The sequence below is a fragment of the Caldimicrobium thiodismutans genome (assembly GCF_001548275.1).
GTDB lineage: Bacteria > Desulfobacterota > Thermodesulfobacteria > Thermodesulfobacteriales > Thermodesulfobacteriaceae > Caldimicrobium > Caldimicrobium thiodismutans.
The window spans coordinates 1,256,968-1,280,751 of record NZ_AP014945.1; the positions used below are offsets into that span (position 1 = coordinate 1,256,968).

Consider the following 23,784-nt stretch of genomic DNA (forward strand, 5'->3'; position numbering starts at 1 on the left):
GAGATTTTCTCTCCCCTTTTTTATTGATTCATAATACTCAAAAATTCCTCGTTAGATTTGGTATCCTTCATCTTTTCAATTAAAAACTCCATACACTCAACGGCACTCAATGGGGCAAGCACTTTTCTTAAGAGCCAGACTTTGTGAAGGATATCTGTAGGTAAGAGGAGTTCTTCTTTACGGGTTCCACTGAGATGGATATCAATAGCAGGCCAGATCCTTCTATCTGCAAGTCTTCTATCAAGAACAATCTCCATATTTCCTGTCCCTTTAAACTCTTCAAAAATTACCTCATCCATGCGAGAGCCTGTGTCAATGAGACAGGTTGCAATGATGGTGAGACTTCCTCCTTCTTCTATGTTTCTTGCAGCACCAAAAAATCTCTTAGGTTTATGCAAAGAATTAGCATCAATTCCACCGGAGAGGAGTTTACCACTGCTTGGCACCACAAGATTATAGGCCCTGGTTAAACGGGTAAGACTATCAAGAAGAATTACAACATCGTATTTACATTCCACTAATCTTTTGGCCTTTTCAATAACAACCTCAGCAACCTGAGTATGTTTCTGAGGGGGTTCATCAAAGGTAGAGCTGATAATCTCTGCCTTTGGAACAATCCTTTGCATTTCTGTTACCTCTTCAGGTCTTTCATCAATAAGAAGAATTATGAGATAAATTTCAGGGTAATTATTTACGATTCCATTTGCTATATTTTGTAAAAGGACAGTCTTACCAGTGCGAGGAGGAGCCACAATAAGCCCCCTTTGGCCTTTTCCAACTGGAACGAAGAGATCTATCACACGAGTTGAATAATTATCTGGTGAGGTTTCAAGGCGCAACCACTTATTGGGATGAATAGGAGTTAGATGGTCAAAGGGTGTGCGAGTCCTAACTATCTCAGGAGAAAGATAATTTACCTTTTCAATCTTAGCTAAGGCAAAATATTTTTCTCCTTCCTTGGGCTGACGAATAGTTCCAAAGATAAGGTCTCCGGTCTTTAAACCAAACCTTCTGATTTGAGGAGGAGAGACATAAATATCTTCAGAACTTGGAAGATAATTATAATCTCTGAAGCGTAAAAAACCAAAACCTTCAGGTAAGACCTCAAGAAGGCCCTCTACAATGACTTCAACATCTCTAAGAAGTAGGGCCTGAACAATTTGGTAAATAACATCGGTTTTTTTATAAAAGGTATAGATATTTTCTATCCCGAGAGCCTCAGCAAGCTGATATAACTCAGTAAGACTCCTTTGTCTAAGTTCAGAAAGAAAAAGAGGACCTTTTTCTAAAGAACTCAATTCTTGGTATTCCCTTTCCATCCTGTCACCTCAATTAGAATTTATAGGCTTTAAAATCAAAAGGCTTAATTTCTCCTTTTAAAAGGGTTTTCCCATGTGATTATTAAAAGAATCTTTCAAGAACTAAATCCAAGAGAAAAAAATAATTAATCCGATAAAGCTCCCCGGGCAGGACTCGAACCTGCAACCTATGGGTTAACAGCCCACCGCTCTGCCGAATTGAGCTACCGGGGAATTTTCTTTAATATTAATCTGTCTTTTTACTTTGTCAAGGCCGTGTATAAGTCCCATATCTTTTGAGATTTGAATCCAAATCTTCTGGTAGATAAAATCAAGAATATAAACCTATGTAGAAAATCAATTTATTTTTTCCCAGAAAAAACTCTTAAGATTCCTCTCCCCTGAGGAAAACTCAATCCCAATAAGATAAATCTCTTTGAATGAACCCTCATACTTCTTATGATACCCCTTCTCCTTAAGTTGAGCCAAAGCTTTACCCTCTCCCTCCTCTCCCTCAACCACCTTGAACTCAAAAAGATATGCCCTATCCCTGTATAGCACCGTTAAATCAATCTGCCCCTTATTGGTTATATCCTCGGGGATTACCTCAAGCCCTGACCCACATAAAAAGGCATAAAAACAACTGGCATAATACCCCTCATAACGGGAAAGCTCATTTTTCCTGAACCAATCATGGGGGATCCCTGCGTAAAGACCCTCAAGAACCCTCTTCATCTTCTCAAACTGATTTCCCTCAAGAGCCAAAAGAAAATCCCTTGTCTTTAAAGAAACTTCCCCTGTATCCCCTGTAAAATACTCAGCAAGCACCTCATTTAAGGCTAACTTTACCTCCTTATTGGGATAGGAAAGCTCATAAAGAATCTTATCTGCAAGGCTAAACATTCTTTTTATGGTAAGATAGCCCGCTTGAAAAAGGAGATTCTCAGGCCGCACTCTATCTATATCAAAGGACCCAATGAGAGTGTCTGTTGCCACAAGATTTTCAAGCTCTGGAATAAAAAAACGCTTCTCCATTAAAAGCTTTACAAGAAAACTGGGAGTCCCTGTCTCAAACCAGTAAGGGTGAAAGGTTCTTTTCTCAAGATAGAGAAGCACATCAAAGGGATTGTAAACGGGTTCACCCAGCCAGGAATAACCATTATACCAGCATTTTATAAGCTCTAAATCCTTATCCTTCAGTTCCTCTCCAAAGACCTCTTCAAGCTCTTTCTGAGTGTATCCACAGATTTCTGCAAATCTCTTATCAATGGTAATATCATTTAACTGATTTAGCCCAGAAAAAAGGGAGACCTTTGAGAATTTGGAAACCCCGGTTAGGAAAACAAACTTGAGCTGAGCATCAAGGGGTTTAAGAACACTATAAAAATTCTTAAGCACATCTCTTACTGCCTTTGCGGTCTCTCTATCCTCAATGCAATCAAGAATGGGTTTGTCATATTCATCAACAAGAACTACAACTTTTTGCTTATACTTCTCGTAACTTTTAAGAATTAATTCTTCAAAACAGCTTCTGTAATCATCAAGATATTCACATTCTATTTGAAGAGTCCTCTGGCATCTCTTAAGCTGGATAAGAATCCATTTTTTTAATTCTTCGGCACTGCTTACATCTCCTCCTCCAAAGTCAATATGAATAACAGGATACTTAACACTCCAGTCCCAGTTCTTTTCAAGATAGAGCCCCTGGAAGAGCTCCTTTCTTCCAAGGAAGGCCTGCTTTAAGGTATCCACAAAAAGGGATTTTCCAAATCTCCTTGGGCGAGAGAGAAAATAATAAGTTCCTTCTTCAACAAGCTTTGCAACAAAGGGAGTTTTATCCACATAATAATAGAACTCACTTCTAATCTTTTCAAAGCTTGAAATTCCGATGGGAAGTTTTTTCTCCATAGCTTTATTTTAAGGCCTCTTTTTTCAAAAATCAATGTTAGCTCTTTCCTTATGCAACCCCTCTTTAACCAAGGAAGTTTTCATCATTAATGCAGGGGCAGGTTTAAAAGGTCTTCCTCATGCAAGAGTTTAAAATTTTAAACCTCCTACATTTGATGGCAATCAATTTTAAAAAAATTAATTCGCCTTTGGTATGTGCGACTGATGTTTAAAGGTCATAATTTTATGGTATATTTTCTTAAATCTTGCAAGGGAGGTTCAAATGAAAAGGGTTCTTATGCTTGGGACAGATGCTGTTGCAAGGGGGGCTATAGAGGCTGGAATTTCTTATGCCACATCTTATCCAGGAACCCCTGCCACCCAGATTCTTGAATACATTGCCAAAAATTCAGATATACTTTGTGAGTGGTCCATAAATGAAAAAGTAGCCTTTGAAGTGGCTTATGGAGTAAGTATCACCGGAAGAAGGGTTCTTTGTTCCATGAAGCATGTAGGCCTTAATGTTGCAGCAGATCCCTTTATGACTGCCTCATATCTTGGTGTAAGGGGAGGTTTTGTCCTTGCAGTAGGCGATGACCCCGGGGCCTATTCCTCTCAAAATGAACAGGATTCTCGCTTTTATGCCTCCTTTGCCAAAATTCCCTGTCTTGAACCCTATGATGGAGAAACAGCCAGGGCTTACACCAAAATAGCCTTTGATATTTCTGAAGAACTGGGTCTTCCTGTGATGATTAGGTCTCAAACAAGGCTTCTTCACTGCTTTGCTCCTGTTACCCTTGAGGAAGTTAAACCCCAAAAGGAAGTAAATCTCTATAAAGATCCCCAGCATCTTATTGCCATTCCAAGACATGTAATCCCCCTTCATAAAGAACTTAATGCCAAACAATCAAAAATCCTTGAAATATTAAAAAAATATAGATTTAACGAAATAATTTCGAGAGAAGGGAAAATAGGTATTATTGCTTGCGGGCTTGCTTATACCTATGCCCTTGAGCTTGAAGAAAATCTTCCCATTCTTAAAATTACAGCCTATCCTGTGGAAGATACTCTTATCAAAGAATTTGTGAAAGATCTTGATGAGGTTATTGTGGTTGAAGAGGGTTATCCTTTAATTGAAAAACAAGTAAGATGTTATCATCCCAAGGTTAGGGGAAAATTAACAGGAGATCTTCCCTTTGAAGGAGAGCTTGGGCCTGATCCCCTTTTGAGACTATTTGGTAAATCTCCCTCTACACATCCTGAAGAAGTTCCTCCCAGACCTCCAACCCTCTGTCCAGGATGTCCTCACAGAGAATTTTACAAGGCCCTTCTTTCTGCAGGGCCAACCTTTGTGACTGGTGATATTGGCTGTTACACCCTCGGGTGTCTCCCTCCTTTTTCAGCTCTTGATACCTGTCTTTGTATGGGAGCAAGTATAAGTAAAGCCATAGGAATAGCCAGGCAAGGTGTGAAAAGGGTTGCTGCAGTAATTGGAGATTCCACTTTCTGGCACACAGGTATTCCCGCCCTTATTGATGCTGTATATAATAAAGCAGATATTCTTGTTTGCATCTTAGATAATTCTGTTGTTGCTATGACCGGGCATCAACCAACCCCTCACCTTGGAATTACTGCTAAAGGAGAGGAAACGAAAAAGTTGAGTCTTGTTGAGATCTGCAGGGCCTGTGGAGTTGATTCTGTGGTGGAAATTGACCCTTTAAAACAAGAAGAACTTGTCTCTGCTTTAAAAAGAGGCCTTGAAACCCCAGGTGTCCATGTGGTAATCTCAAAAAGGCCCTGTGTCCTTATCGCAGGAAAATTAAAGGAAAAAAAATCATAAAGAGTTAAAAATCAGAGGTAAGCCCCAGACTTTCCCAGATATTTAGTAAGGATTTTTGAGGCTCCTTTGGAATTTTTAACCAAATAAAAGTCCCAGGCCAAAGGATAAAGGGTCTTTTATGAAAATCAATGACACTTCTATTTTCATTCCATATTTTGAACCACATAAAGTTATTTGAAATTATTATGCCTTCAGCATCGAAGTTATTCTCAATCCATAATTTAATTGAGGTTAACCCTTCTCCAGCATTATTTTCTGGGTTTCTTGTAGCACCAATCTCAAAGGCTTTTTTAAAAGCCGACATATCATCTAAAAATTTATACCTAGGATTTTCTTTGAGTGATTTTTCAATTCCAATTCCTAAATCTGCAATTACTATCTCTAAAAAATTAAGGTTTTCATATTTTTGAGCATGAATAAATAATCCTTCTTTTGATTTAGCATGATGAAATACATTTTCCATTAACTCAGAAAAAGTATATGATAAATCTTTTAATGTATTATCACTTACAAACTTTTGAAAAATCATTAAAAACTTTTTGGTTATAGGCCAAACATCTTCCACACACTACAATTATTGGTGTAATAAAATTTACTTCAGAAAGCTCAAGGTCCTGAGAATGAAATCCCTGTTTAACTAAATCATGTAGAAAATGGAAAGATTGATTTCCTTTGAATTTGAGAAAATTTTGCATTTATATCCTCTATTATTTTTTGCCTCCGTGATAATTCAAGTGTTCTTAATTTAATACTCTTTTTAAGTAAAGCTTCAAGCAATGGATCCATATTAATAAATTTTAAATTTAAAAGCCCTTCTTTACCCAATTTTTCTAATAAAACTTTAACAAGTTCATCTACAAAGGAATTGCTGATTGCTAAAAAACCTTCAAAATCTAAAGTATCTCCTGGTTTTATATTCTTTGCAATTGCTCTCCCAAGAGCTCTTCCTGTCAAACCAAGTTCTTCAGATAGTTCTTTAATTTTTAAAATCATTTTTTTTCTAATTTTTTATTTAATCTTTCAATTTCCTTCAGCAAGGAACTGAGGCTACAAAATGCCGAAAATTATTCCCATCCATAGAAGTTGAAGTTTCCTGCTTTAATGCAACCTCCCCGTTTCTTAAGTTCATTTTTCTGGGTTATTGGTATTTTCTTCCTGCCTTTGTTCGGTAGTGGCCAAAAGATTATGATATTCTTTAAGGACTGCTTCTTTAAGTTTATTTAAATCCTCATCTGTTAGATCACATATGGTCTCATTTAGTATTAATATTTCTTGCTTTTTGCTGAGTGGGCTTTCATAGATAGTACCAAAAATTTTCCTGTCATTCTCAAGAATGACTGTAAAGGGAATAAAAGTAATCTCGATAGCAAATTTATTCTTGTTTTCTACTGTGATCTTTTTTAACTTCATGGAAAGCACCTCTTTTTAATAGAAAGCGCCTCAAAAATACTTTTTAAAAAATTATACTAATTTTTTTTAAAGATTTTCAACAGCTTTGCTGTCAAAAAGTTTTACCCCTTTTTCCTGAAGAAGATCAATGGTTTTTTCAAGATTATTTGTTCTTAAAACCACAAGGGCCTCTTCCCCGCTTTTTTCTACAAATGCATAGACATATTCCACATTAATATCATTCTCATAAAGGATCTTCAGAACCTCTGCAAGACCTCCGGGCTCATCTTTTACTCCCACAGCAATCACATGGGTAATCTTGGTGGTAAAACCTGCCTCTTCAAGAGCTTTTTTTGCTAAATCTGGTTTATCCACTATCATCCTTAAAATACCGAAATCTGAAGTATCTGCAATGGAAAGAGCCCTGATATTAACTCCGCCCTTAGCTAAGGCACTTAAGGCCTCATAGAGCCTTCCCTTTTTGTTTTCCAGAAAAACTGATATCTGTTTAATTTTCATCTTTACCTCCCTCTTTGGCCTTTTTTAAATCCATACCACGACTTATTAAAAATTCAATTCTAAAGCCCCCTCTTATCTATCACGCGTTTAGCCTTGCCTTCACTTCTTGGAATACTCTTAGGTTCAACAAGGGTCACCTTAACCCTTATACCCACTGTCTCTTCAATTCTTTTTTCAAGCTTCTTTTTTAAGACCTCAAGTTCTCTCACTTCATCAGAGAAAGCTTCCTTTGACATCTCAACCTGCACCTCAATCTCATCCAGATGTTGAGGCCTTGTTAGAATAATCTGATAATGGGGCTCAACCCCCTGGACCTCTAAAATTGCCTTTTCAATCTGATAAGGAAAAAGCATAACCCCTCTCACTTTAATCATATCATCGCTTCTGCCTCGGATCCTTTCAATCCTGATAGCTGTTCTTCCACAGGGGCACTCTCCTGAAATAAAGGCTGTTATGTCCCGTGTTCTGAATCTGATCATGGGAACACCCTCTTTGGTAAGGGTAGTTAAGACAAGCTCTCCCCTTTCTCCTTCTGGCAAGGGCTCTCCTGTTTCAGGGTCTATAATTTCAGGATAAAAATGATCTTCCCAGATGTGAAGTCCCTTTTGCTCTGAACACTCGTGTGCAACACCTGGACCAATGATTTCTGTGAGCCCGTAAACATTATAGGCCTTTATGCCAAATCTTTTTTCAATCTCCCTTCGCATCTCTTCTGTCCACATTTCAGCTCCAAAACTTCCAGCTTTCAATTTTAGGCTTGAGGGATCAATGCCCATTTCATCTTTAGCATACTCAGCCAGATAAAGGGCATAAGAGGGAGTGCAACAAATAACAGTGCTTCCAAAATCCCTCATAAGTTCAATCTGTCTTCTTGTGTTTCCAGCAGAGGCTGGCACTATGGTGGCACCAATGGCTAAAGCCCCATAATGAAAGCCCAGACCCCCTGTAAAAAGGCCATATCCATAAGCAATCTGGATAATATCTTCTCTTGTAACCCCCATCGTGGTAATAGACCTTGCCATAACCTCTTTCCATACCTCAATATCATTTTTCGTGTATCCCATAACTACAGGCTTCCCCGTTGTTCCACTTGAAGAGTGAATCTCAACAATTTCTGAAAGGGGCACTGCAAACATTCCAAAGGGATAGACTTCCCTGAGATCAGCCTTACTTGTAAAGGGAATATATTTAATATCCTCAAGGCTTCTTATGTCCTCTGGTTTAATTCCAGAGGTATCAAATCTTTTCCGATAAAAGGGCACCTTTTCATAGGCATATTTAACAATCCTTTTCAGTCGCTCAAGTTGAAGACTTCTTAATTTTTCCCGTGGCATAGTCTCAAGATCTTTATTCCAGTACATGACTTACCCCCTTCTTAAATGTTATTCATTTATAAAATCAGAAGGTTTTAGAAAATTTACCTTTTCCTCTTTTAGGGTTTCCCAGGCAGAATCAAGATTATCTGCCTCAAAGACAAAATAGGCCCTTTTTCTGGTTTCAGCAACATAGACAAGGGCACTCTCAATATTAATTCCTTTAGAACTTATGAGTTTAACCATCTCGTATAAACCACCTGGTCTATCCTCAAGCTCAAGCCCAAGACATGGCACCTTGGCAACTGTAAACCCCCTTTCTTTAAATTTCTGAAAGGCAAGCTCAGGCTTATCCACCAAAAACTTAATAATACCAAAATCCTTAACACTCACAATGGAAAATCCAAGAATATTAATGCCCTCTCTTGCAAGGACTTCGGTAATTTTTTCAAGTTTTCCGGGTTTATTCTCTGCAAAGATGCTTAAAACTGGGATTGCCTCCACTTGAAATCACCCCCCTCTAAAGAGTTCTGTTATCAATCACTCTTTTCGCTTTGCCCTCACTCACAGGTAAAGTTCCTGGCTCAACAAGTTCCACTTTAGGACGCACTTGAATAGCCTGCCGCAATTTTTCAGCAATTTCCTCTTTCAACTTAAGAAGTCTTTCAATTCTTCCATCAAAGAAATCCCTATCAATCTCAACCTTAACCGTCATCTCATCATAACCCTCAAGGAGAATCTGATAATTCTGAGCCACCCCTTTAATACTCATAAGAACTGCCTCAATTTGCTGGGGAAAGATGTTTACTCCTCTTACAATAAACATATCATCAGCCCTTCCAAGGATGCGTGCGATTCTCACATGAGTTCTTCCACAGGAACAGGGTTCTGGAATAAAATGCGTAAGATCCCTTGTGCGATATCTGATAAGAGGCATAGCTTCTCTATTAAGACTTGTAAGCACAAGTTCTCCCACCTCACCTGGTTTTACAGGCTCTCCTGTTTGGGGATTAACTATCTCAACCAGAAAGGCATCCTCCCAGAGGTGAAGCCCCTTTTTTTCAGGGCACTCAAAACCAACTCCCGGGCCTCCCATCTCAGAAAGGCCATAACAGTTATACACATCCACTCCAAGCATCTCCTCAATCTTTTGTCTGGTTTCATCTGTATAAGGCTCTGCCCCAAGATAAGCCCGTTTTAACTTTAAGTCCTTTCCGGGTTTTAAGCCCTTTTCATGAATAACTGAAGCCACATAAAGGGCATAAGAAGGGGTCATGTGAATACAGGTGGTTCCAAAGGTTTGCATAAGCTCAATCTGTCTTTCAGTATTTCCAGGACCAGCTGGTATTACAAGCATCCCGAGAAGCTCAGCCCCGTAGTGCATAACAAGGGCCCCTGTAAAAAGCCCATAGGTCATGGAATTCTGAAGTATATCTCTGAAAGTAGCCCCACTCATATAGAGGGAGCGGGCAATAAGATGTGCCTGTGCAAAAATATCCCTCTTGCTAAAAAAGAGGGCCTTCGGTTTCCCTGTGGTCCCGCTTGAGGTGTGAAGCCTTACCACCTTTTCAAGAGGCTCAGCAAGAAGTCCAAAGGGATAATCCACAAAAAGATCCTCCTTGGTGGTAAAGGGAAAGTGCCTGATGTCTTCAAGAGTTTTTAAATTAGAGGGCTTAATCTTGGCCTTCTTACATTTCTCTCTGTAATGGGGAACCTTTTTATAAACTTTATTGAGAATTTTTCTAAGTTTTCCTAATTGTAAAATCCTCAGGTCTTCTCTAGGTGCAACTTCAATGGGATTGTAATAACTCCTTTCCAAGGCGAACTCCCTCCTCAAAGGCTTTGAGATTCAGTTCCAGAAATTTCCCTGGGACAGCCTCTTTTATAACCTCTTTCCAGATAGCCTCTTTAAAAGGGAGAAAGAGGGATAAAACACCAAGAAGAATGGTATTTTCTACTTTGGAACTGCCCAGATTTTTAGCCACCTCTTCTGCATCAATTTCAATGACCCGAAACCCTTTATTTTTAATCCTCTCAGGAATATCTTGAGGATACTGAGAAGGATCAAATCCTGCAGGAGGAATCTGCTTGCGGTTCAAAATAATGGTGGCTTTTTCCTTAAGATAATGAAGATATCTCAGGGCCTCAAGCTCTTCAAGGGCAAGCATAAGCTCAGCAGAACCAGCTGGTATAGTAGGTGAATATACCCTTTTTCCAAAGCGAATCTGACCAATAACTGAGCCTCCCCTTTGTGCCATTCCGTGAATTTCACTTTCCTTAACATCAAAATCACTTTTTAGGGCACAAAGAGCAATCATCCGGCTGGCAAGAATAATCCCTTGACCTCCTGTTCCTGAAAGCAAAATATTGTTCGTCTCCTTTGCCATAAGAGCCCCCCTGTCTGAAAATTCAAAAAAAGATTAACACATATTTTGCATAATCACAAGTGAATATGTAAAAATAACACCATTATAGCCTTTGCAAGAAGAGAGCAGGGGATTATAATCAGGAGAAATATCAACCTTTGGAGGTAATAATGATCAAAAAAATAGGTATTATTGGCGGGGGCCAGATGGCAGAAGCTCTGATCAAAGGATTTCTTGAAAGAGACCTCTTTTCTCCAAAAGAAATTCTTATTTCAGAACCTGTAGGGGAAAGAAGACAATATCTGGGAGAATATTACTACATCCAAACAACTCAAAATAATTCTGAACTGGTAAACAAATGCAATCTTATCCTTCTTGCTGTAAAGCCTCAGGTTATGGGGAAAGTGCTTGAAGAAATAAGGGATAACATTAATCCCGAAAAGCACTTAATTCTTACCATTGCAGCAGGGCTTCCTCTGAGTTTTTATGAAAAAAGGCTCCCTCAGAAAACCAAAATAGTAAGAATCATGCCTAACACCTGCGCCCTTATTCATAAAAGCATAAGTGCCATTGCCAAGGGCCCCTATGTTTCAGAAGAGGAGCTCTCCTTGGTGGAAAAGCTTTTTTCAGCCATAGGTGAAGTTATAAGGGTTGAAGAGACCTATATGGATGCGGTTACAGCCCTTTCAGGATCAGGGCCTGCCTATGTGGCCCTTTTTCTCGAAGCCCTAACTGACGCAGGAGTTAGATGTGGACTTCCAAGGGCTGTAGCAGAAAAACTTGCCTTTTCAACCCTTGAAGGAACCTTAGAGATGATAAAAAAGACTGGGAAGGATCCCTATCAGATTAAAGCCATGGTAACCTCCCCTGGTGGAACAACCATTTCTGCCCTTGAGGTCTTCTATAAAGAGGGTTTTTCAGGTATAGTTATTTCCGCTATAAGAAGTGCCTTTGAAAGAAGTAAAGAGCTAAGTAAGGAATTTGAAAATAAGTGATTTATATTCTTGCCCCAGGGCCTCTTAAATACCCCTTTGTAAAAGAGGGGCTTGATTATTATCTCAAAGGACTTACTAAATGGATAAAAGTTGAGGCTTTTTTCCCTAAGGTTAAGGGAAGCTTTTCCACAAGGGAAGAAAGGCTTAAGGCAGAGGAGGAAACCCTTTTAAAAAATCTTCCCGAAAAAACTTTTCTTATTATCCTTGATGAAAGAAGAGAAGGCTTTACCACTAAGGAATTTTCAGAATTTTTGGAAAGGCTTCTTTCAAGAGAAAAAAGCATAACCTTTCTTATAGGTGGTCCTGAAGGGATTTCAGAAAATTTAAAAAGGAAGGCGCATAAATCTCTAAAAATCTCAGATTTTACCCTAAATCATGAACTTGCCCTTCTTGTCCTTTCTGAAGCTCTATACAGGGCTATAAGCCTACTTAAAGGTCATCCCTATCACAGAGAGTAAGCCTTAACCGAAAAGAAAATAAAGGAATAATCCTAAGGATAAGATTAATAAGATTATAAAATAAAGGAAATAAAGCCAGAAGGAGGTTCTATAAGCCCCAGTTTCAACTTTTTTCAGGGTTTTATAAAAGTTTATTTTTCCAAAGATAAGACTTAGAATGCCAATTCCTATGAGAAGCTTTCCAAGATAGTGTAAATGAGGATATTTTTCTATAGGTGGTAAGGGGGACAATTCTTGAGTTTTTAGAGCAAATTTTAAAAAGAAGTCAAATTTTTCTATGGCTATTCCGAAGGCAAGAAAGGCAATTGCGCTTCTTATCCAGGCAAGAAAGGTTCGCTCTACTGCAAGATAATACCTTGCATCAACAGGCTTCTGAAGATTTTCAGGCATAGTCCCTCAATTTTTCAGCAAGTCTTTCAGCAAGAAAAACTAAACATTCAAGATCAAGATAGGTGATTGCCGAGGAATCATAAAGGACTTTACAACTTGGAGGAAGCCCTTCTTCTGGGTCACCTTCCCAATAATTTACCTGAAGAGGAATCCTTGGTAAGGCCCAAATAATCACTGAAAAACCTCCTTCCCTCTCCTTAAACTCTGAGATTCTAAAATTTTTAAGCAATTCCCTTATATGGCTTTTTGCCTCTGAAAAAATTTCCCTTAAGGGGTCTTCTGCATAGAGTTTTAAAGTTTTAACCTTGGAGATAGAGTGAGGGAATGCAGAGAGATTAACAAAATTTCCTGTTAAAGGAGCCTTTCCATTAAAAAGGAAGTAATTGCAGAGAAGGATTTCATCTCTTGGATCAAGGTCTTTTCCCCTTAGGTCCTTAAGTTCAAGAGGGTGGCCATGGGTATCAAGGGGAAGGGTAATTTCTGTATCAAGATAAAAAAGCCTTAAAGAGAAGGGTTCTTTCTCAAAGAGGGCTCCAAGATTTTCCCCAATTTCAATAAGATTTAGGGCTCTAAATCTTTCTTTGAGATATTTTAAATTTTCAAGGAGTTGATTAAAGGAAAGCTTTGAGCTCAAGAGTTCTTGAGGTAGGCTTTCAAGAGGAAGATAGGGGCATTTTTCAGGGGCTGCTTCTTTACTGAAGACTTTTAGGGCAAAAAGGAGGCAGGACTCAAAGCCACATTCTTTACAATTTGTCTTTGGAAGAAGCTTCAAAAGATCAAGATAACTTTTCATCAAAGTAAAAATTTAAGAGAGATTTTCAGAAAAGCAAGTCAAAATATAAGCGTCCACATTTTTTGAGACTTAAATCTGCCTTTTTGGGAGATAAATCTGCATTTCCTTTTATGATTAACTATAAAGCCTCCCCTGTATAAATTTGTGAAGCCTTTGATTCAACCTACGCGTTTTATTAGCCCTTTTGTAGGGACGAACTTAAGTGTTTGCCTGTTATGTGTTCCCTATTTTCATCCTTCTTTCTTTGTAAGGATGTGAACTTATGTAAAAAGAGGGCAAATTTAAAATCTTTTATTTTTGATTAACAATATATTGACTTTTTAAAAAACTTTAATAAATAATTTATTAACTTAAAATATTATTGGAGGTGGCTTATGAAGAAGGGGGTTTCAAGGAGGGAGGTATTAAAGTCTGCTGGGCTTGCTGCTTCTTTTTTGGTTTTTCAAAAGAGTTTTTCTCTTGCCAAAGGGGTCTCCTTGCAGAAAGATTCTTATGTCTTTGCTTTAAGGGGAGATGGGGCGGTAGTTGTCATTGATCCTGCAAGTGATGAAATAGTTGACAAAATTTCAACAGAGGGTAAAGGAGGGACCCTTGGCTCTATTACACCCAATGGAGATTTACTTTTTGTGGCAAACAATGCCCCAGGTCAGAGGATGGTTTCTGTTATAGATACTAAAAAACTCCATCTTATTAAAAATCTTGAGACCGGCAATAGACCTAAACATCCGGTGGTTTCACCTAAAGGGGACTTAGTGGCAGTTAATCACTCAGGAATTGATGAGGGAAAGATTCGGATTGCCTTTATTTCAACCAAAGGTGTGGAACTAACAAAAATTGTAGAATTACCTGTTAACAATCTTGACCATAAAGGCGATTTCAGTATGCATGGTTCTTTTTCTCCCGATGGAAGCCTCTATGTCATCGGAAACTATGCAGATAATGAATTTTATCTTATTTCAACCAAGGACTTTAAGATAATAAGCTCAATTAAAGTTGAAGGAAATCCTCACTATTTTGATTTTAAGGAAAAGGAGCTCTGGGTAACCGTTGAATATGGAGAACCAAAAAACTCTGGGGCAAGGCCTTTGGTTTATATTTATAATATTTCGGATCCTTTTAAACCACATCTCAAGAACATCTTAAAGGTAGAAGTTGATTCATCTGAACTTGCTGAGCTTACCCGTATTGAGGGCCATCATGGAAATTTCACCAATAATGGAAAATGTTTTCTTGTTTGTAATAGAGGAGCTTCACCCTTTGAGGGGATAACTGTTGAGGTTTATGATGCTAAAAGCAAAAAATTGGTTAAAAGAATCCTTTCTAAGGTAAAGGGAGTAGGTCATGCCTATATCAGTCCTGATAATCGTTTTGCAGTGATTACCCAGTATGGTGATTCCAAGCTTGAAATTATCTCACTTAAAAACTTTGAAAGTATAGGAATTATTGATACAGGTCTTGGGAAACATATGGGACATGTGGTATTTACAAAGGATGGGAAAAAGATGTATGCTTCAAATAGGGTTGCAGACTCAGTTTTTGTGATAGATACTAATCGCTGGGAGATTATCAAGAGGATAATTACGGGTGATTCTGGTCAGGCTCAGGGCCAGGTGGTAAAGGACTTCTATGGGGTCTTTGAGAGAATAAGAAATCCCTATTTAGGATAAGTTTTTACATCTTATATGCCCAGGGCCTATCTGGTTTGTGGATTTTTAGGAAGTGGAAAAACCACTTTTATTATAAAAAATCTGCTCCCCCTTTTTGCGGGGGAGCCTCTAAGTATACTTGTAAATGATTATGGAGAAATAAGTTTTGATAAAATAAGACTTTATCAAGAAAACCTGGAGGTTTTTGGAATAGAGGGTAGCTGTATTTGTTGTTCTGCAGGAGAGACCTTTCTCAAAGCCCTTTATGCTTTAAAAGAAAAAAATAGCACTCTCCTTATTGAAACCTCTGGGGTATCCGAAGTCTTTCCCATCTGGGAGGCCCTTGAGACATCAGGCTACACCATTGAGATGACCTTTACTTGTCTTTCTCTGGATTTACCTGAAAAACTTTTTAATTCTCCCTTTATAGAAAGTCAACTTGAATCAGCCCAATGTTTGATTTTAACTAAGGCGGATTTGGTAAGTGATTTTTTACTGGAAAAACGCCTTAAAAAAATTAAAGCCTTAAGAAAGCCCTTTTTTATAGTTTATAATGGCAAGGCAGAAGAATCTCTAAAAGATTTTCTAAAATTAAAAGGGTCTGAAGGAAAACTTAAAAATTCTTTTATCCACACCCAGGGGATCAAACCAAGATTTTATACTCAAACTCTGAGACCCCAAGGATTTTATTTAAGGGAGGAGATCGAGAATTACCTAAGGAGTTTGCCCCCAGAAATCTATCGGGTAAAGGGAATCTTAAGATGTGCCCAGAGCCCTATCCCTCTTGCCCTAAATTACAGCTGTGGCTATATTTCCTGGGAAAGAATAGAATATCCTGGAGAACCTTTTCTTACCTTTATTGGTGAAATGCCTATAGAACCTTATTTTAAAAATTTCCCTCTTTCTGTGCAAAGGGAGTACCTTGAAGAGCTAATGTTACCTCTTTCTGCCTTTGATAGAAGAAAAAATTTTGCTTACCTTGAGGGAAAATTTGTTTCAGAAAGGAAGGCAGTAAAAGAAACCTTTAAGCTTCTTAAAAAAACGCCCTATTTAATAGTTACACAAAAGAATTCTTCTTTTCCTGATAGAAGAGTTATCTCCCTTAAAGACCTTACTTATTCAACTCTCTTGGATACAGAAAAAGAGATTTTAAAAAGACCTGAAAAGGTTTTACTGTTTATGAATCTTCCAAGTGCCATAACCAGTTACTTTTTGCAAAAACTATATAAAGATTATATGATTATTCATATAGGAGAAAGCTATCTTTTGCCTCAAGCCTATCTTTCTATAAGACTTGACACTCCTGAAAAGAAGAAAGCCTGGCAAAACCTTTTTAATTTTACATAGGTCCACATTTTTATAAGGAATATAAAGGATGTAAAAGAAAAACTTTTTTCTCAAAAGATATGGAGGCATTACAAAACATTGATTTTTCAAAAAAGAGGCCTTAAAATAAAGTTATGCAGAAAAAACTTCCCATCGGGATTGCAAGCTTTGAAAAGATTAGAAGTGAGCCCTATTATTATGTGGATAAAACTCCCTTTGTTGCAAAGCTTGTTGAAGAGGGAACTTATTATTTTCTCTCTCGCCCAAGGAGATTTGGAAAATCCCTTTTTGTGGACACCTTAAAGCAGGCCTTCCTTGGAAGAAAAGAGCTTTTCCAGGGGCTTTATCTTGAGAAAAACTGGGACTGGAGTGTTAAGTATCCTGTTATACATATTGATTTTGGAGGAAGAACCCTTAAAGGAGAGGAACATTTAATAACTTATATTCTTGAACAGCTTGAGAAAAATCAGGAAACCCTTGGAGTCTCCTGTTCAGAAAAAACCCTTTATGATATCTGTTTTGAAGAATTGATTCTTAAAAGTTATGAAAAATATAAGCAAAAGGTAGTTGTACTTATTGATGAGTATGATAAACCTATTTTTGATTGCATTGAAGATAGAGAAACTGTAAAAAGAATAAGAGATATTCTTGTAAAATTTTACATTATTCTAAAGCCCCTTGATAGATATCTCAAATTTGTTCTTTTAACAGGGGTTTTAAAATTTTATATGTCTTCAATTTTCTCAGGCTTAAATTTCTTAAATGATATTACTTTAAGCAGGGAGTATTCAACAATTTGCGGATTCACTCAAAAAGAGCTTGAAGAGGTCTTCAGAGAGGAATTAGAAGATAAGGATTTAGAGCTTATAAGATGCTGGTATAATGGTTATTCCTGGCTGGGTGAACCCGTTTACAATCCCTTTGATGTGCTTCTCTATCTTGAAAAAAGAACCTTTCACCCCTACTGGTTTGAGACAGGAACTCCAAGTTTTCTTGTAAAGCTTTTAATGGAGAAACGCTTTTATCTTCCTGAGCTTGAAGACCTAACTGCAACTGATGACCTGATTGGCTCTTTTGACCTTGACTATATTGAACCAGAAAACCTTCTCTTTCAGGTGGGTTATTTGACCATTAAAGAAACTATTGAAGAGGAAGGGTTAATTCTCTATAAGCTTTCTTATCCGAATAAAGAGGTAAAGATTAGCTTAAATAGAGTTCTTTTTTCTTATTTTACTCAGCTCAGTTCAGAAAGACCAAGGCTATCTCTTAAGATGATTGAGGCAGTGAGGGAGAGGGATTTTGAGAAGATGAAGAGGGTTCTTGAGAGTCTTTATGCAGGGATACCTCATGATTGGTTCAGGAAGAATGAGCTTTCCCGTTATGAGGGGTATTATGCAAGTTGTTTTTATGCCTTTTTATGTGGGTCCGGGTTTGAGGTAATCCCTGAGGATATAACGAATAAGGGGCAGATTGATTTGACAGTGCTTTATAGGGATAGGGCATATCTATTTGAGTTCAAGGTGGTTGAGGGAGAGGGGGGAGAAGGTAAAGCTTTAGTTCAACTTAAGGAGAAGGGGTATCATAAGAAGTATGAGGGGAAGTCTAAGGAGATTTATCTTATCGGGATTGAGTTTTCTTCAAGGGAGAGAAATATCAAAGATTTTTCCTGGGAAAAAGTCTCTTAATTAGAGAAAAATCCCGGAATAAAAATTTTGTGTTAAGGAAATTGTGGTATCTTATAGAAGGTATGAATCTTAAGGCTTTCATTCTTTGTGCAGGTTTTGGGAAAAGGCTTAAACCTATTACAGAAAAAATTCCTAAACCCCTGATCCCCATTCTTGGAAAGCCCCTTCTTGAAAGAATAATTAAGAAAATTAACAGGGCTGGAATTAAAGAAATAGCCATAAATCTTCACCATCTCGGTGAAAAAATCATAAAATTTATTGAAGATTTTCCTTTAAATGAGAGGGTAGAGATTTTTTATGAAAAAGAGATTCTTGGAACAGGAGGGGCCCTAAAAAATGCAGAGACCTTTTTGAAGGGTTCAACCTTTTTAGTTCATAATGGAGATATCTTTTCAGATGTTGATTTAAAAGAATTTATCTCTTTTCATTTTAAAGAAAGACCCATTGCCACTCTTCTTATCCTTGATAATCCAGAGGAAAACAGACTTTTCCTTGATGAGGAAGGAAATCTTATAGGGGTTGAGGGATATGTTGAGCCTGAAAGATATTTCAAGAAAATGGGTTTTTCAGGCCTTGCTCTTTATGAGCCAGAATTCCTGAATTTTCTTGAAAGAGGTTTTTCCTCGGTGGTTTCTTCCTGGATAGAGGCCTTAAAGGCAGGATTTACTATTAAAACTTACCCTCTTATAGGTTTCTGGATGGATTGCGGATCCCCTGAAGGTTATTTTAAAGCTGTAAAAAACTGTCTTAAGAATTCGGGAGAAACGGCCTATTTTCATCCTACCGCTAATTGTGATAACCTTGAATTTCAAGGCTATATTTCCATTGAAACTGAAACCTCCTTTGAAAGGGGAAGTTTCTTGAAAAATGTTATAGTTATTGCAGAAAAGAAAAAAATTTCAGGAAGTTTTGCAGAGGGTATTCTCTTTGAAGATACCTTTATACCTGTAAATCTTGAAAGAACCCTTGAAGAGATAGGAAGCGGAGGCTCAGATAGAAAATTTTTTAGGCTTTTTAATGGTTCTGTGCTTATGAAGGAGGAAAATCCCTCCCAGGATTTTGAAAGAACCTATCAATATGGCCTTTTTTTGAGAAAAGGTGGAATTAATGTTCCTGAGATAAAGGGGGCAGATTTTGAAAGAGGAGAGATCCTTTTTGAGGATCTTGGAGATATCTCCCTCTATACCTGGCTTAAAGGAAAAAGGAATAAGACAAAGATACTGGAGATGTATAAAAGAGTTTTAGAGGAAATGGTTAAGCTTCACACCCTTAAGATTGAAAACCCAGAGATCTTTAGAGTTTTTGATTTTGAGCATTTTCGCTGGGAAACAAGGTATTTTACTGAAAAATTTCTGGAATTCCTTTGTGAAATAAAAGCTTCCAAAGAGCTTGAAAGAGAGTTTGATGAGCTTGCAAGGATCTGTGATTCCTTCCCCAAGAATCTTCTTCACAGGGATTTTCAATCCCAGAATGTAATGATAAAGGATGGGACTCCCTATCTTATTGATTTTCAGGGGGCAAGGCTTGGACCCTCAGGTTATGATGTTTCTTCCCTTCTCTGGGATCCCTATTACAGGCTTGATGAGGAGATAAGAAAAGAATTGCTTGAATTTTATTTAAAGAGAAGAAGGGAAACTGAGCCTTCCTTTGAAAAGGAACTTTTTATTGAAAGTTTTAAGTATTTAAGGATTCAGAGGCATCTTCAGGCCCTTGCTGCCTATGTGAACCTTTCTTATTTTAAAGGAAAGGGGTATTTTCTCAAATTTATTCCTCAGGGTCTTTCCTATCTTGAGGAAGAGGTTAAAGAGATAGAATATCCCCTCTTGAGGGAGCTAATCTTTGCATGTAGAGAGAGGCTTTTGGAAAAAGGATTTTATGAAAAGTTTTCGTAGTGAAAAAGACTTAAGACTTTTTGTAAAAAAATTTTTTAAAGAGAATCTTAAGGGGCTTCCTGAAATGGCAAAGATTGAGATAGAGGTTTACTCCCTCAACCCACCTTCTGTGAAGCTTTATTTTCCCTTTTATTCAGAGGGAAATTTTTTAAGGGCCTTTGAGGTTGATTTTTTACTGGCTGAGCTTTATAATTTGGGGATAAAGGGTAGCCTTTTTTATCAAGACGATCTTGGAGAGAGGGAATTAAATGAGTTTTCTTGTGCTTGTTCCCAGTGAGCTTGAGGCAAAATATTTAAAAGATCTATCTCTTGATCTTCACCTTATTGGAATTGGGCCTATAGATTCAGCCCTTTCTGCTTATGAAATCTTTCGTGAAAAGAGACCGAGTCTTGCTTTTTTGACAGGTTTTGCCGGAGCCTATCCTAAAAGTGAGCTTGAGATAGGAGATGTGGTAGTTGGCACCTGTGAAAAATTTGTAGACTTCGGAAGAAAATATGAGACCCATCTTACCCCTCTTCCTGAAAATATTCCTGCCTGGGATTACTGTCCTTTAACCCATGTTTTTACAGAAAAGCTAATTTATATCCTTGAGGTGAATGGTTTTAATCCTCAGGGAGGGCCCCTTGCCACAGTTTGTGCTGCAACCTATGACCTTCAAAGAGCGCGTTTTATTGAGGAAAAATTTCAGGTTCTGGCTGAAAACATGGAAGGCTTTGGAGTAGGAAGAGCAGCAAGAAGAACCAAAGTTTTTCTCCTTGAAATAAGAGTCATAAGCAATATTCTTTCTGCACCTGAGAAAGACTGGGATTTTGAGAGGGCAGGAAAAAGGCTTCGTGAGGTCTGGGAATGTCTATTGAGAGAGTGGAAATAGCCGCCTCCCCCTGCCCCAATGATGTCTTCATCCTTTCTGGATTAATTCTTAATAAAGTCTTGACCTCCTTTGAGTATTCTTTTAAGTTTGCTGATATTGAAACCTTAAATGAGCTGGCCTTAAAAAAGGCTTTTCCAGTAATAAAGGTCTCTTTTGCCCTTTATCCCGAGGTATATCCAGATTATCAAATTCTTTCCTGTGGAAGTGCCCTCGGTTTTGGGGTTGGGCCTTTGCTTGTTTCTCGTAAAGAGATAAAAGAGCTTAACTTTGCAGATTTTAAAGTTGGGATTCCTGGAAGATATACTACTGCCTATTTTCTTTTTAAATTTTTTTATCCCAAGGAAATTCAAAAGATTTTTTTACCTTATTATGAGATTATTCCTGCCTTGCTCCGAGGGGATATTGACCTTGGGGTGTTGATTCACGAGGGGAGGTTTGTTTATGCAAAATATGGCCTCTTTCTTGTGCAAGATCTTGGGACCTATTGGGAGGAAAAGGTTAATGCTCCACTTCCTCTTGGGGGATTTCTTGTAAAAAGAGATTTTCCAGAGGATAAAAAAAACAGGATTTTACAGGACCTGAGAAGGAGTTTAAAATATGCCTGGGCTAAGAAAGATGAGGTTTATCCGCTCTTAAAAAAGTATGCCCAAGAGCCAAGCCAGGAAGTAATTTTTAATCATATTCAGACCTATGTAAACTCCTACACCCTTAAACTTGAAGGGGAAGCCCTAAAAGGGATTAAGGTCTTTTTTGAGACTTTGAATTTCAAGGAAGATCCAGAAAATTTTATCTGGGAGAACAAAGATGGAATTTCTTAAATTCTTCTTTCAGATTGGATTAACAGGAAAGTTAGTTTTACTTTTCCTTTTTTTTATGAGTTTTCTTTCCTGGTATTACATTTTTTTAAACTTTATTTCTTTGCGCAGTTTTAAAAGTGCCATTGAAAACTGGGATAATCGTTTAGAGCGAATTAAAGAATTTTCCCTATTTGTCAAAGAGGTTAAAGGTCAAAGTGGGGATCTCCTTTCTCAGAGTTTTAAGAAATTTTTAACCAGATTTGCCGAGGTCTATAATTTTTATAGTATAGAAAAAAAGGGGGCTGAAAGTTTTAGAACTGAGGCTGAAAAAGAGGTTGATGAGTGTGCTCTTATTGAACAAGAAAGAGTGGTTCTTAACCTTGGAAAGGGGCTTGGATATCTTGCCACCACAGCAAGCACCGCTCCTTTTATAGGACTTTTTGGCACTGTCTGGGGGATCATGCGCTCCTTTCACGAGATCGGGCTTAAGGGGAGCGCCTCCTTAGCTACAGTTGCCCCGGGTATTGCTGAAGCCCTCATCAATACAGCTATGGGCCTTTTTGTAGCTATACCTGCAGGTATTGCCTACAATTACTTTGTGCTTAAAAAGGAAAAATTGTCCAAAGAGTTAGAACTTACCTATAGAAAAATTTTAATAATTAGTAAAAGAGAATTTTTAAAGGATTGACTTGCATAAGTTCAGATCCTTACAAGAAAAAGGAAGGGTGGTAAAAAAGCTCCTCTTTCCAAAGGGGAATGGGTATGTGGAGAGATTTAATAGGATATTAGAGGAGAGTTTTATATGGTATTGGGAAGAAGACTTATTTGAGGATTTGGAGAAATTTAATAAGGCGTTGATGGGGTATTTGATATGGTATAATGGTGAAAGGCCCATTAGTGGGTTGCAACAGGTATCACCGATAAAATATTTGTGTTATGCCCAAAGAAAAAATACTATAGAGTCTCAAAAGATATGGACTTATACACGGACTTGCCAGTTATAAAAAGATATAGTATTTTAGTAAAAATTAAATACAGGAGGGGAGGATATGGCAGCATGTAAAGTGACAGATCAGGATTTTGAAAAGGAGGTTTTGCAATCATCTATCCCTGTTCTTGTTGATTTCTGGGCAGCCTGGTGTGGGCCTTGTAGAGCTATTGCCCCTGTGATTGATGAGCTTGCTGAAGAGTATGCAGGGAAGGTAAAGGTGTGCAAGATGAATGTAGATGAAAATCCAGTGACCCCTGGAAAATATGGAATTCGGGCTATTCCCACTTTAATAGTTTTTAAAGATGGCCAGGCAGTTGAGACCATTGTGGGAGCAGTTTCTAAGGCTACTCTTACCAATGCCCTAAATAAGGTGCTTGGTTAGTAGAGCCTGATGCCTGAAGATCTCTATGATTTAATAATAATAGGAGGGGGGCCTGCGGGTTTAACAGCAGGGCTTTATGCCCGTAGAGCCCTTCTAAAAACTCTTTTACTTGAAAAAGGTCCTCTCGGGGGCCAGGTTATCTATACTGATCTCATTGAGAATTATCCAGGCTTCCCTGAAGGTATCTCCGGTTTTGATCTAATTGACCTAATGCATAAACAGGTGCAAAAAGTTAATTTAGAGATCCTTGAAGAAGAGGTTATCGCTCTTTCAGATTTTGAAACCTATAAAGAGCTTACCACAGCAACAGGGAAGAAATTTCGATCAAGAGCGGTTATATTGGCCTTAGGGGCTATGTATAAAAAACTGGGTGTGCCTGGAGAGTTAGAGTTTACAGGCAAGGGAGTTTCCTATTGTGCAATTTGTGATGGCCCCTTTTACAGGGGAGAAGTAGTAGCTGTTGTAGGAGGGGGAAATACCGCCCTTCAGGAGGCCCTTCATCTGACTAAATATGCTGAGAAGGTTTATCTTATCCACAGAAGGGATGCCTTTAGAGCTACGGCGATCCTTCAGGAAAGGGTCAAAGCTAATCCCAAGATAGAGCTCATCTTGAATTCAGTCCCTGAAGAGATTCAGGGAAGGGACAAGGTTGAAACATTGAGGTTAAAAAATGTGAAAACGGGAGAAACCTTCATCCTTCCTGTTGCAGGTATTTTTATCTTTATTGGTCTTACTGCGAGTACTCAGTGGCTTAAGGGAATCCTTGACCTTGATGAACAGGGTTTTATAATAACTGATAAAGAAATGAGAACCTCCCTATCCGGGGTCTTTGCCTGTGGAGATTGTGTGAGCAAGAAGTTTCGCCAGATTATAAATGCCTGTGGAGAAGGGGCTGTGGCTGCCTTAAATGCAGAAGAGTTTATTAAGTCCTTGGTTGAATAATTG

26 protein-coding genes and 1 tRNA gene are annotated in these 23,784 nt (G+C 38.1%); 14 read left to right on the forward strand and 13 right to left on the reverse strand.

The features are described from left to right. Positions 1-20: 20 nt before the first annotated feature. From rho to THC_RS06260, 3 genes are all read right to left on the reverse strand, one after another. Positions 21-1,319 carry a transcription termination factor Rho gene (gene rho, locus THC_RS06250; protein WP_068514893.1) on the reverse strand — a complete coding sequence of 433 codons (1,299 nt, stop codon included), beginning with the start codon at positions 1,317-1,319 and terminating at the stop codon, positions 21-23. A gap of 139 nt (positions 1,320-1,458) precedes the next feature. Further along, positions 1,459-1,532 (reverse strand) — tRNA-Asn (locus THC_RS06255). Between the two features lie 123 nt (positions 1,533-1,655). Then, positions 1,656-3,206, reverse strand: coding sequence for a PD-(D/E)XK nuclease domain-containing ATP-binding protein (locus THC_RS06260; RefSeq protein WP_068514897.1), 1,551 nt, complete (start codon positions 3,204-3,206; stop codon positions 1,656-1,658). A gap of 262 nt (positions 3,207-3,468) precedes the next feature. Here THC_RS06260 and THC_RS06265 point away from each other — a divergent pair, with 262 nt between their 5' ends. Then, positions 3,469-5,025 (forward strand): thiamine pyrophosphate-dependent enzyme, encoded by a 1,557-nt coding sequence (locus tag THC_RS06265; protein WP_068514901.1) that lies wholly within the window; start codon positions 3,469-3,471, stop codon positions 5,023-5,025. Positions 5,026-5,029: 4 nt separating this feature from the next. Here THC_RS06265 and THC_RS06270 read toward each other — a convergent pair whose 3' ends face one another. The 8 genes from THC_RS06270 to THC_RS06305 all read right to left on the reverse strand — a co-directional run bounded on the left by THC_RS06270 (position 5,030) and on the right by THC_RS06305 (position 10,633). Beyond that, positions 5,030-5,590, reverse strand: coding sequence for a hypothetical protein (locus THC_RS06270; RefSeq protein WP_148638837.1), 561 nt, complete (start codon positions 5,588-5,590; stop codon positions 5,030-5,032). A 77-nt stretch (positions 5,591-5,667) separates the two neighbouring features. Then, positions 5,668-6,018 carry a DUF4325 domain-containing protein gene (locus tag THC_RS06275; protein WP_068514911.1) on the reverse strand — a complete coding sequence of 117 codons (351 nt, stop codon included), beginning with the start codon at positions 6,016-6,018 and terminating at the stop codon, positions 5,668-5,670. A gap of 132 nt (positions 6,019-6,150) precedes the next feature. Continuing rightward, positions 6,151-6,435: a hypothetical protein gene (locus THC_RS06280; protein WP_068514915.1), complete on the reverse strand. Its 285-nt coding sequence runs from the start codon at positions 6,433-6,435 to the stop codon at positions 6,151-6,153. Between the two features lie 66 nt (positions 6,436-6,501). Next, entirely contained in the window at positions 6,502-6,933 is a 432-nt protein-coding gene (locus THC_RS06285) for an ACT domain-containing protein (RefSeq protein ID WP_068514920.1), read from the reverse strand. Between the two features lie 59 nt (positions 6,934-6,992). Beyond that, complete coding sequence (locus tag THC_RS06290; RefSeq protein WP_068514923.1) at positions 6,993-8,294, reverse strand: phenylacetate--CoA ligase family protein; 1,302 nt, start codon at positions 8,292-8,294, stop codon at positions 6,993-6,995. 21 nt (positions 8,295-8,315) lie between these two features. Further along, positions 8,316-8,750 (reverse strand): ACT domain-containing protein, encoded by a 435-nt coding sequence (locus THC_RS06295; protein ID WP_068514928.1) that lies wholly within the window; start codon positions 8,748-8,750, stop codon positions 8,316-8,318. Positions 8,751-8,766: 16 nt separating this feature from the next. Then, on the reverse strand, positions 8,767-10,065 hold the full coding sequence (locus THC_RS06300) for a phenylacetate--CoA ligase family protein (protein ID WP_068514930.1): 1,299 nt from the start codon (positions 10,063-10,065) through the stop codon (positions 8,767-8,769). After that, a complete protein-coding gene (locus tag THC_RS06305) occupies positions 10,037-10,633 on the reverse strand; it encodes an indolepyruvate oxidoreductase subunit beta (RefSeq protein ID WP_068514933.1) in 597 nt (198 codons plus the stop codon). The genes THC_RS06300 and THC_RS06305 overlap by 29 nt, the downstream gene beginning before the upstream one ends. Before the next feature lie 149 nt (positions 10,634-10,782). On the opposite strand from THC_RS06305, the gene proC reads away from it, so the two are divergent. Continuing rightward, complete coding sequence (proC, locus tag THC_RS06310) at positions 10,783-11,607, forward strand: pyrroline-5-carboxylate reductase (protein ID WP_068514936.1); 825 nt, start codon at positions 10,783-10,785, stop codon at positions 11,605-11,607. Continuing rightward, positions 11,604-12,065 carry a 23S rRNA (pseudouridine(1915)-N(3))-methyltransferase RlmH gene (locus THC_RS06315; protein WP_068514939.1) on the forward strand — a complete coding sequence of 154 codons (462 nt, stop codon included), beginning with the start codon at positions 11,604-11,606 and terminating at the stop codon, positions 12,063-12,065. Before proC ends, THC_RS06315 begins: the two co-directional genes overlap by 4 nt. A gap of 3 nt (positions 12,066-12,068) precedes the next feature. Here the strand turns inward: THC_RS06315 and THC_RS06320 are convergent, their stop codons facing one another. Both THC_RS06320 and THC_RS06325 read right to left on the reverse strand, forming a co-directional pair. After that, entirely contained in the window at positions 12,069-12,455 is a 387-nt protein-coding gene (locus THC_RS06320) for a YidH family protein (RefSeq protein ID WP_068514942.1), read from the reverse strand. Beyond that, positions 12,448-13,248 carry a DUF3786 domain-containing protein gene (locus THC_RS06325; RefSeq protein ID WP_068514945.1) on the reverse strand — a complete coding sequence of 267 codons (801 nt, stop codon included), beginning with the start codon at positions 13,246-13,248 and terminating at the stop codon, positions 12,448-12,450. The genes THC_RS06320 and THC_RS06325 overlap by 8 nt, the downstream gene beginning before the upstream one ends. Positions 13,249-13,622: 374 nt before the next feature. On the opposite strand from THC_RS06325, the gene THC_RS06330 reads away from it, so the two are divergent. The 11 genes from THC_RS06330 to trxB all read left to right on the forward strand — a co-directional run bounded on the left by THC_RS06330 (position 13,623) and on the right by trxB (position 23,781). Then, entirely contained in the window at positions 13,623-14,915 is a 1,293-nt protein-coding gene (locus tag THC_RS06330) for a YncE family protein (protein ID WP_068514948.1), read from the forward strand. 15 nt (positions 14,916-14,930) lie between these two features. After that, the gene (locus THC_RS06335) at positions 14,931-16,241 is read left to right on the forward strand and encodes a CobW family GTP-binding protein (RefSeq protein ID WP_068514951.1); all 1,311 of its coding nucleotides are present in this window, start codon (positions 14,931-14,933) and stop codon (positions 16,239-16,241) included. Between the two features lie 113 nt (positions 16,242-16,354). Beyond that, positions 16,355-17,905, forward strand: coding sequence for a PD-(D/E)XK nuclease domain-containing ATP-binding protein (locus THC_RS06340; protein WP_068514954.1), 1,551 nt, complete (start codon positions 16,355-16,357; stop codon positions 17,903-17,905). A 62-nt stretch (positions 17,906-17,967) separates the two neighbouring features. Then, entirely contained in the window at positions 17,968-19,797 is a 1,830-nt protein-coding gene (locus THC_RS06345) for a sugar phosphate nucleotidyltransferase (RefSeq protein ID WP_068514957.1), read from the forward strand. Beyond that, positions 19,781-20,074, forward strand: a complete 294-nt coding sequence (locus THC_RS06350) for a hypothetical protein (protein ID WP_068514959.1) — start codon at positions 19,781-19,783, stop codon at positions 20,072-20,074. The genes THC_RS06345 and THC_RS06350 overlap by 17 nt, the downstream gene beginning before the upstream one ends. Continuing rightward, on the forward strand, positions 20,046-20,669 hold the full coding sequence (locus tag THC_RS06355) for a phosphorylase family protein (RefSeq protein ID WP_068514962.1): 624 nt from the start codon (positions 20,046-20,048) through the stop codon (positions 20,667-20,669). The genes THC_RS06350 and THC_RS06355 overlap by 29 nt, the downstream gene beginning before the upstream one ends. After that, positions 20,645-21,487: a menaquinone biosynthesis family protein gene (locus THC_RS06360; RefSeq protein WP_068514964.1), complete on the forward strand. Its 843-nt coding sequence runs from the start codon at positions 20,645-20,647 to the stop codon at positions 21,485-21,487. The genes THC_RS06355 and THC_RS06360 overlap by 25 nt, the downstream gene beginning before the upstream one ends. Continuing rightward, positions 21,474-22,154, forward strand: coding sequence for a MotA/TolQ/ExbB proton channel family protein (locus THC_RS09530; RefSeq protein WP_068514966.1), 681 nt, complete (start codon positions 21,474-21,476; stop codon positions 22,152-22,154). Before THC_RS06360 ends, THC_RS09530 begins: the two co-directional genes overlap by 14 nt. Positions 22,155-22,191: 37 nt before the next feature. Next, complete coding sequence (locus tag THC_RS09790) at positions 22,192-22,470, forward strand: integrase core domain-containing protein (protein WP_407922075.1); 279 nt, start codon at positions 22,192-22,194, stop codon at positions 22,468-22,470. Positions 22,471-22,515: 45 nt separating this feature from the next. Further along, a complete protein-coding gene (gene trxA / locus THC_RS06375) occupies positions 22,516-22,839 on the forward strand; it encodes a thioredoxin (protein WP_068514971.1) in 324 nt (107 codons plus the stop codon). Between the two features lie 9 nt (positions 22,840-22,848). Next, on the forward strand, positions 22,849-23,781 hold the full coding sequence (gene trxB, locus THC_RS06380; RefSeq protein ID WP_068514974.1) for a thioredoxin-disulfide reductase: 933 nt from the start codon (positions 22,849-22,851) through the stop codon (positions 23,779-23,781). Positions 23,782-23,784 lie beyond the last annotated feature (3 nt).

Coding starts and splice junctions, on each gene's coding strand:
- rho (WP_068514893.1), bottom strand. CDS start 1,319: ATGGAAAGGGAATACCAAGAATTGAGTTCTTTAGAAAAAGGTCCTCTT.
- THC_RS06260 (WP_068514897.1), bottom strand. CDS start 3,206: ATGGAGAAAAAACTTCCCATCGGAATTTCAAGCTTTGAAAAGATTAGA.
- THC_RS06265 (WP_068514901.1), top strand. CDS start 3,469: ATGAAAAGGGTTCTTATGCTTGGGACAGATGCTGTTGCAAGGGGGGCT.
- THC_RS06275 (WP_068514911.1), bottom strand. CDS start 6,018: ATGATTTTAAAAATTAAAGAACTATCTGAAGAACTTGGTTTGACAGGA.
- THC_RS06280 (WP_068514915.1), bottom strand. CDS start 6,435: ATGAAGTTAAAAAAGATCACAGTAGAAAACAAGAATAAATTTGCTATC.
- THC_RS06285 (WP_068514920.1), bottom strand. CDS start 6,933: ATGAAAATTAAACAGATATCAGTTTTTCTGGAAAACAAAAAGGGAAGG.
- THC_RS06290 (WP_068514923.1), bottom strand. CDS start 8,294: ATGTACTGGAATAAAGATCTTGAGACTATGCCACGGGAAAAATTAAGA.
- THC_RS06305 (WP_068514933.1), bottom strand. CDS start 10,633: ATGGCAAAGGAGACGAACAATATTTTGCTTTCAGGAACAGGAGGTCAA.
- proC (WP_068514936.1), top strand. CDS start 10,783: ATGATCAAAAAAATAGGTATTATTGGCGGGGGCCAGATGGCAGAAGCT.
- THC_RS06320 (WP_068514942.1), bottom strand. CDS start 12,455: ATGCCTGAAAATCTTCAGAAGCCTGTTGATGCAAGGTATTATCTTGCA.
- THC_RS06325 (WP_068514945.1), bottom strand. CDS start 13,248: ATGAAAAGTTATCTTGATCTTTTGAAGCTTCTTCCAAAGACAAATTGT.
- THC_RS06330 (WP_068514948.1), top strand. CDS start 13,623: ATGAAGAAGGGGGTTTCAAGGAGGGAGGTATTAAAGTCTGCTGGGCTT.
- THC_RS06335 (WP_068514951.1), top strand. CDS start 14,931: ATGCCCAGGGCCTATCTGGTTTGTGGATTTTTAGGAAGTGGAAAAACC.
- THC_RS06340 (WP_068514954.1), top strand. CDS start 16,355: ATGCAGAAAAAACTTCCCATCGGGATTGCAAGCTTTGAAAAGATTAGA.
- THC_RS06345 (WP_068514957.1), top strand. CDS start 17,968: ATGAATCTTAAGGCTTTCATTCTTTGTGCAGGTTTTGGGAAAAGGCTT.
- THC_RS06350 (WP_068514959.1), top strand. CDS start 19,781: ATGAAAAGTTTTCGTAGTGAAAAAGACTTAAGACTTTTTGTAAAAAAA.
- THC_RS06355 (WP_068514962.1), top strand. CDS start 20,046: ATGAGTTTTCTTGTGCTTGTTCCCAGTGAGCTTGAGGCAAAATATTTA.
- THC_RS06360 (WP_068514964.1), top strand. CDS start 20,645: ATGTCTATTGAGAGAGTGGAAATAGCCGCCTCCCCCTGCCCCAATGAT.
- THC_RS09530 (WP_068514966.1), top strand. CDS start 21,474: ATGGAATTTCTTAAATTCTTCTTTCAGATTGGATTAACAGGAAAGTTA.
- trxA (WP_068514971.1), top strand. CDS start 22,516: ATGGCAGCATGTAAAGTGACAGATCAGGATTTTGAAAAGGAGGTTTTG.
- trxB (WP_068514974.1), top strand. CDS start 22,849: ATGCCTGAAGATCTCTATGATTTAATAATAATAGGAGGGGGGCCTGCG.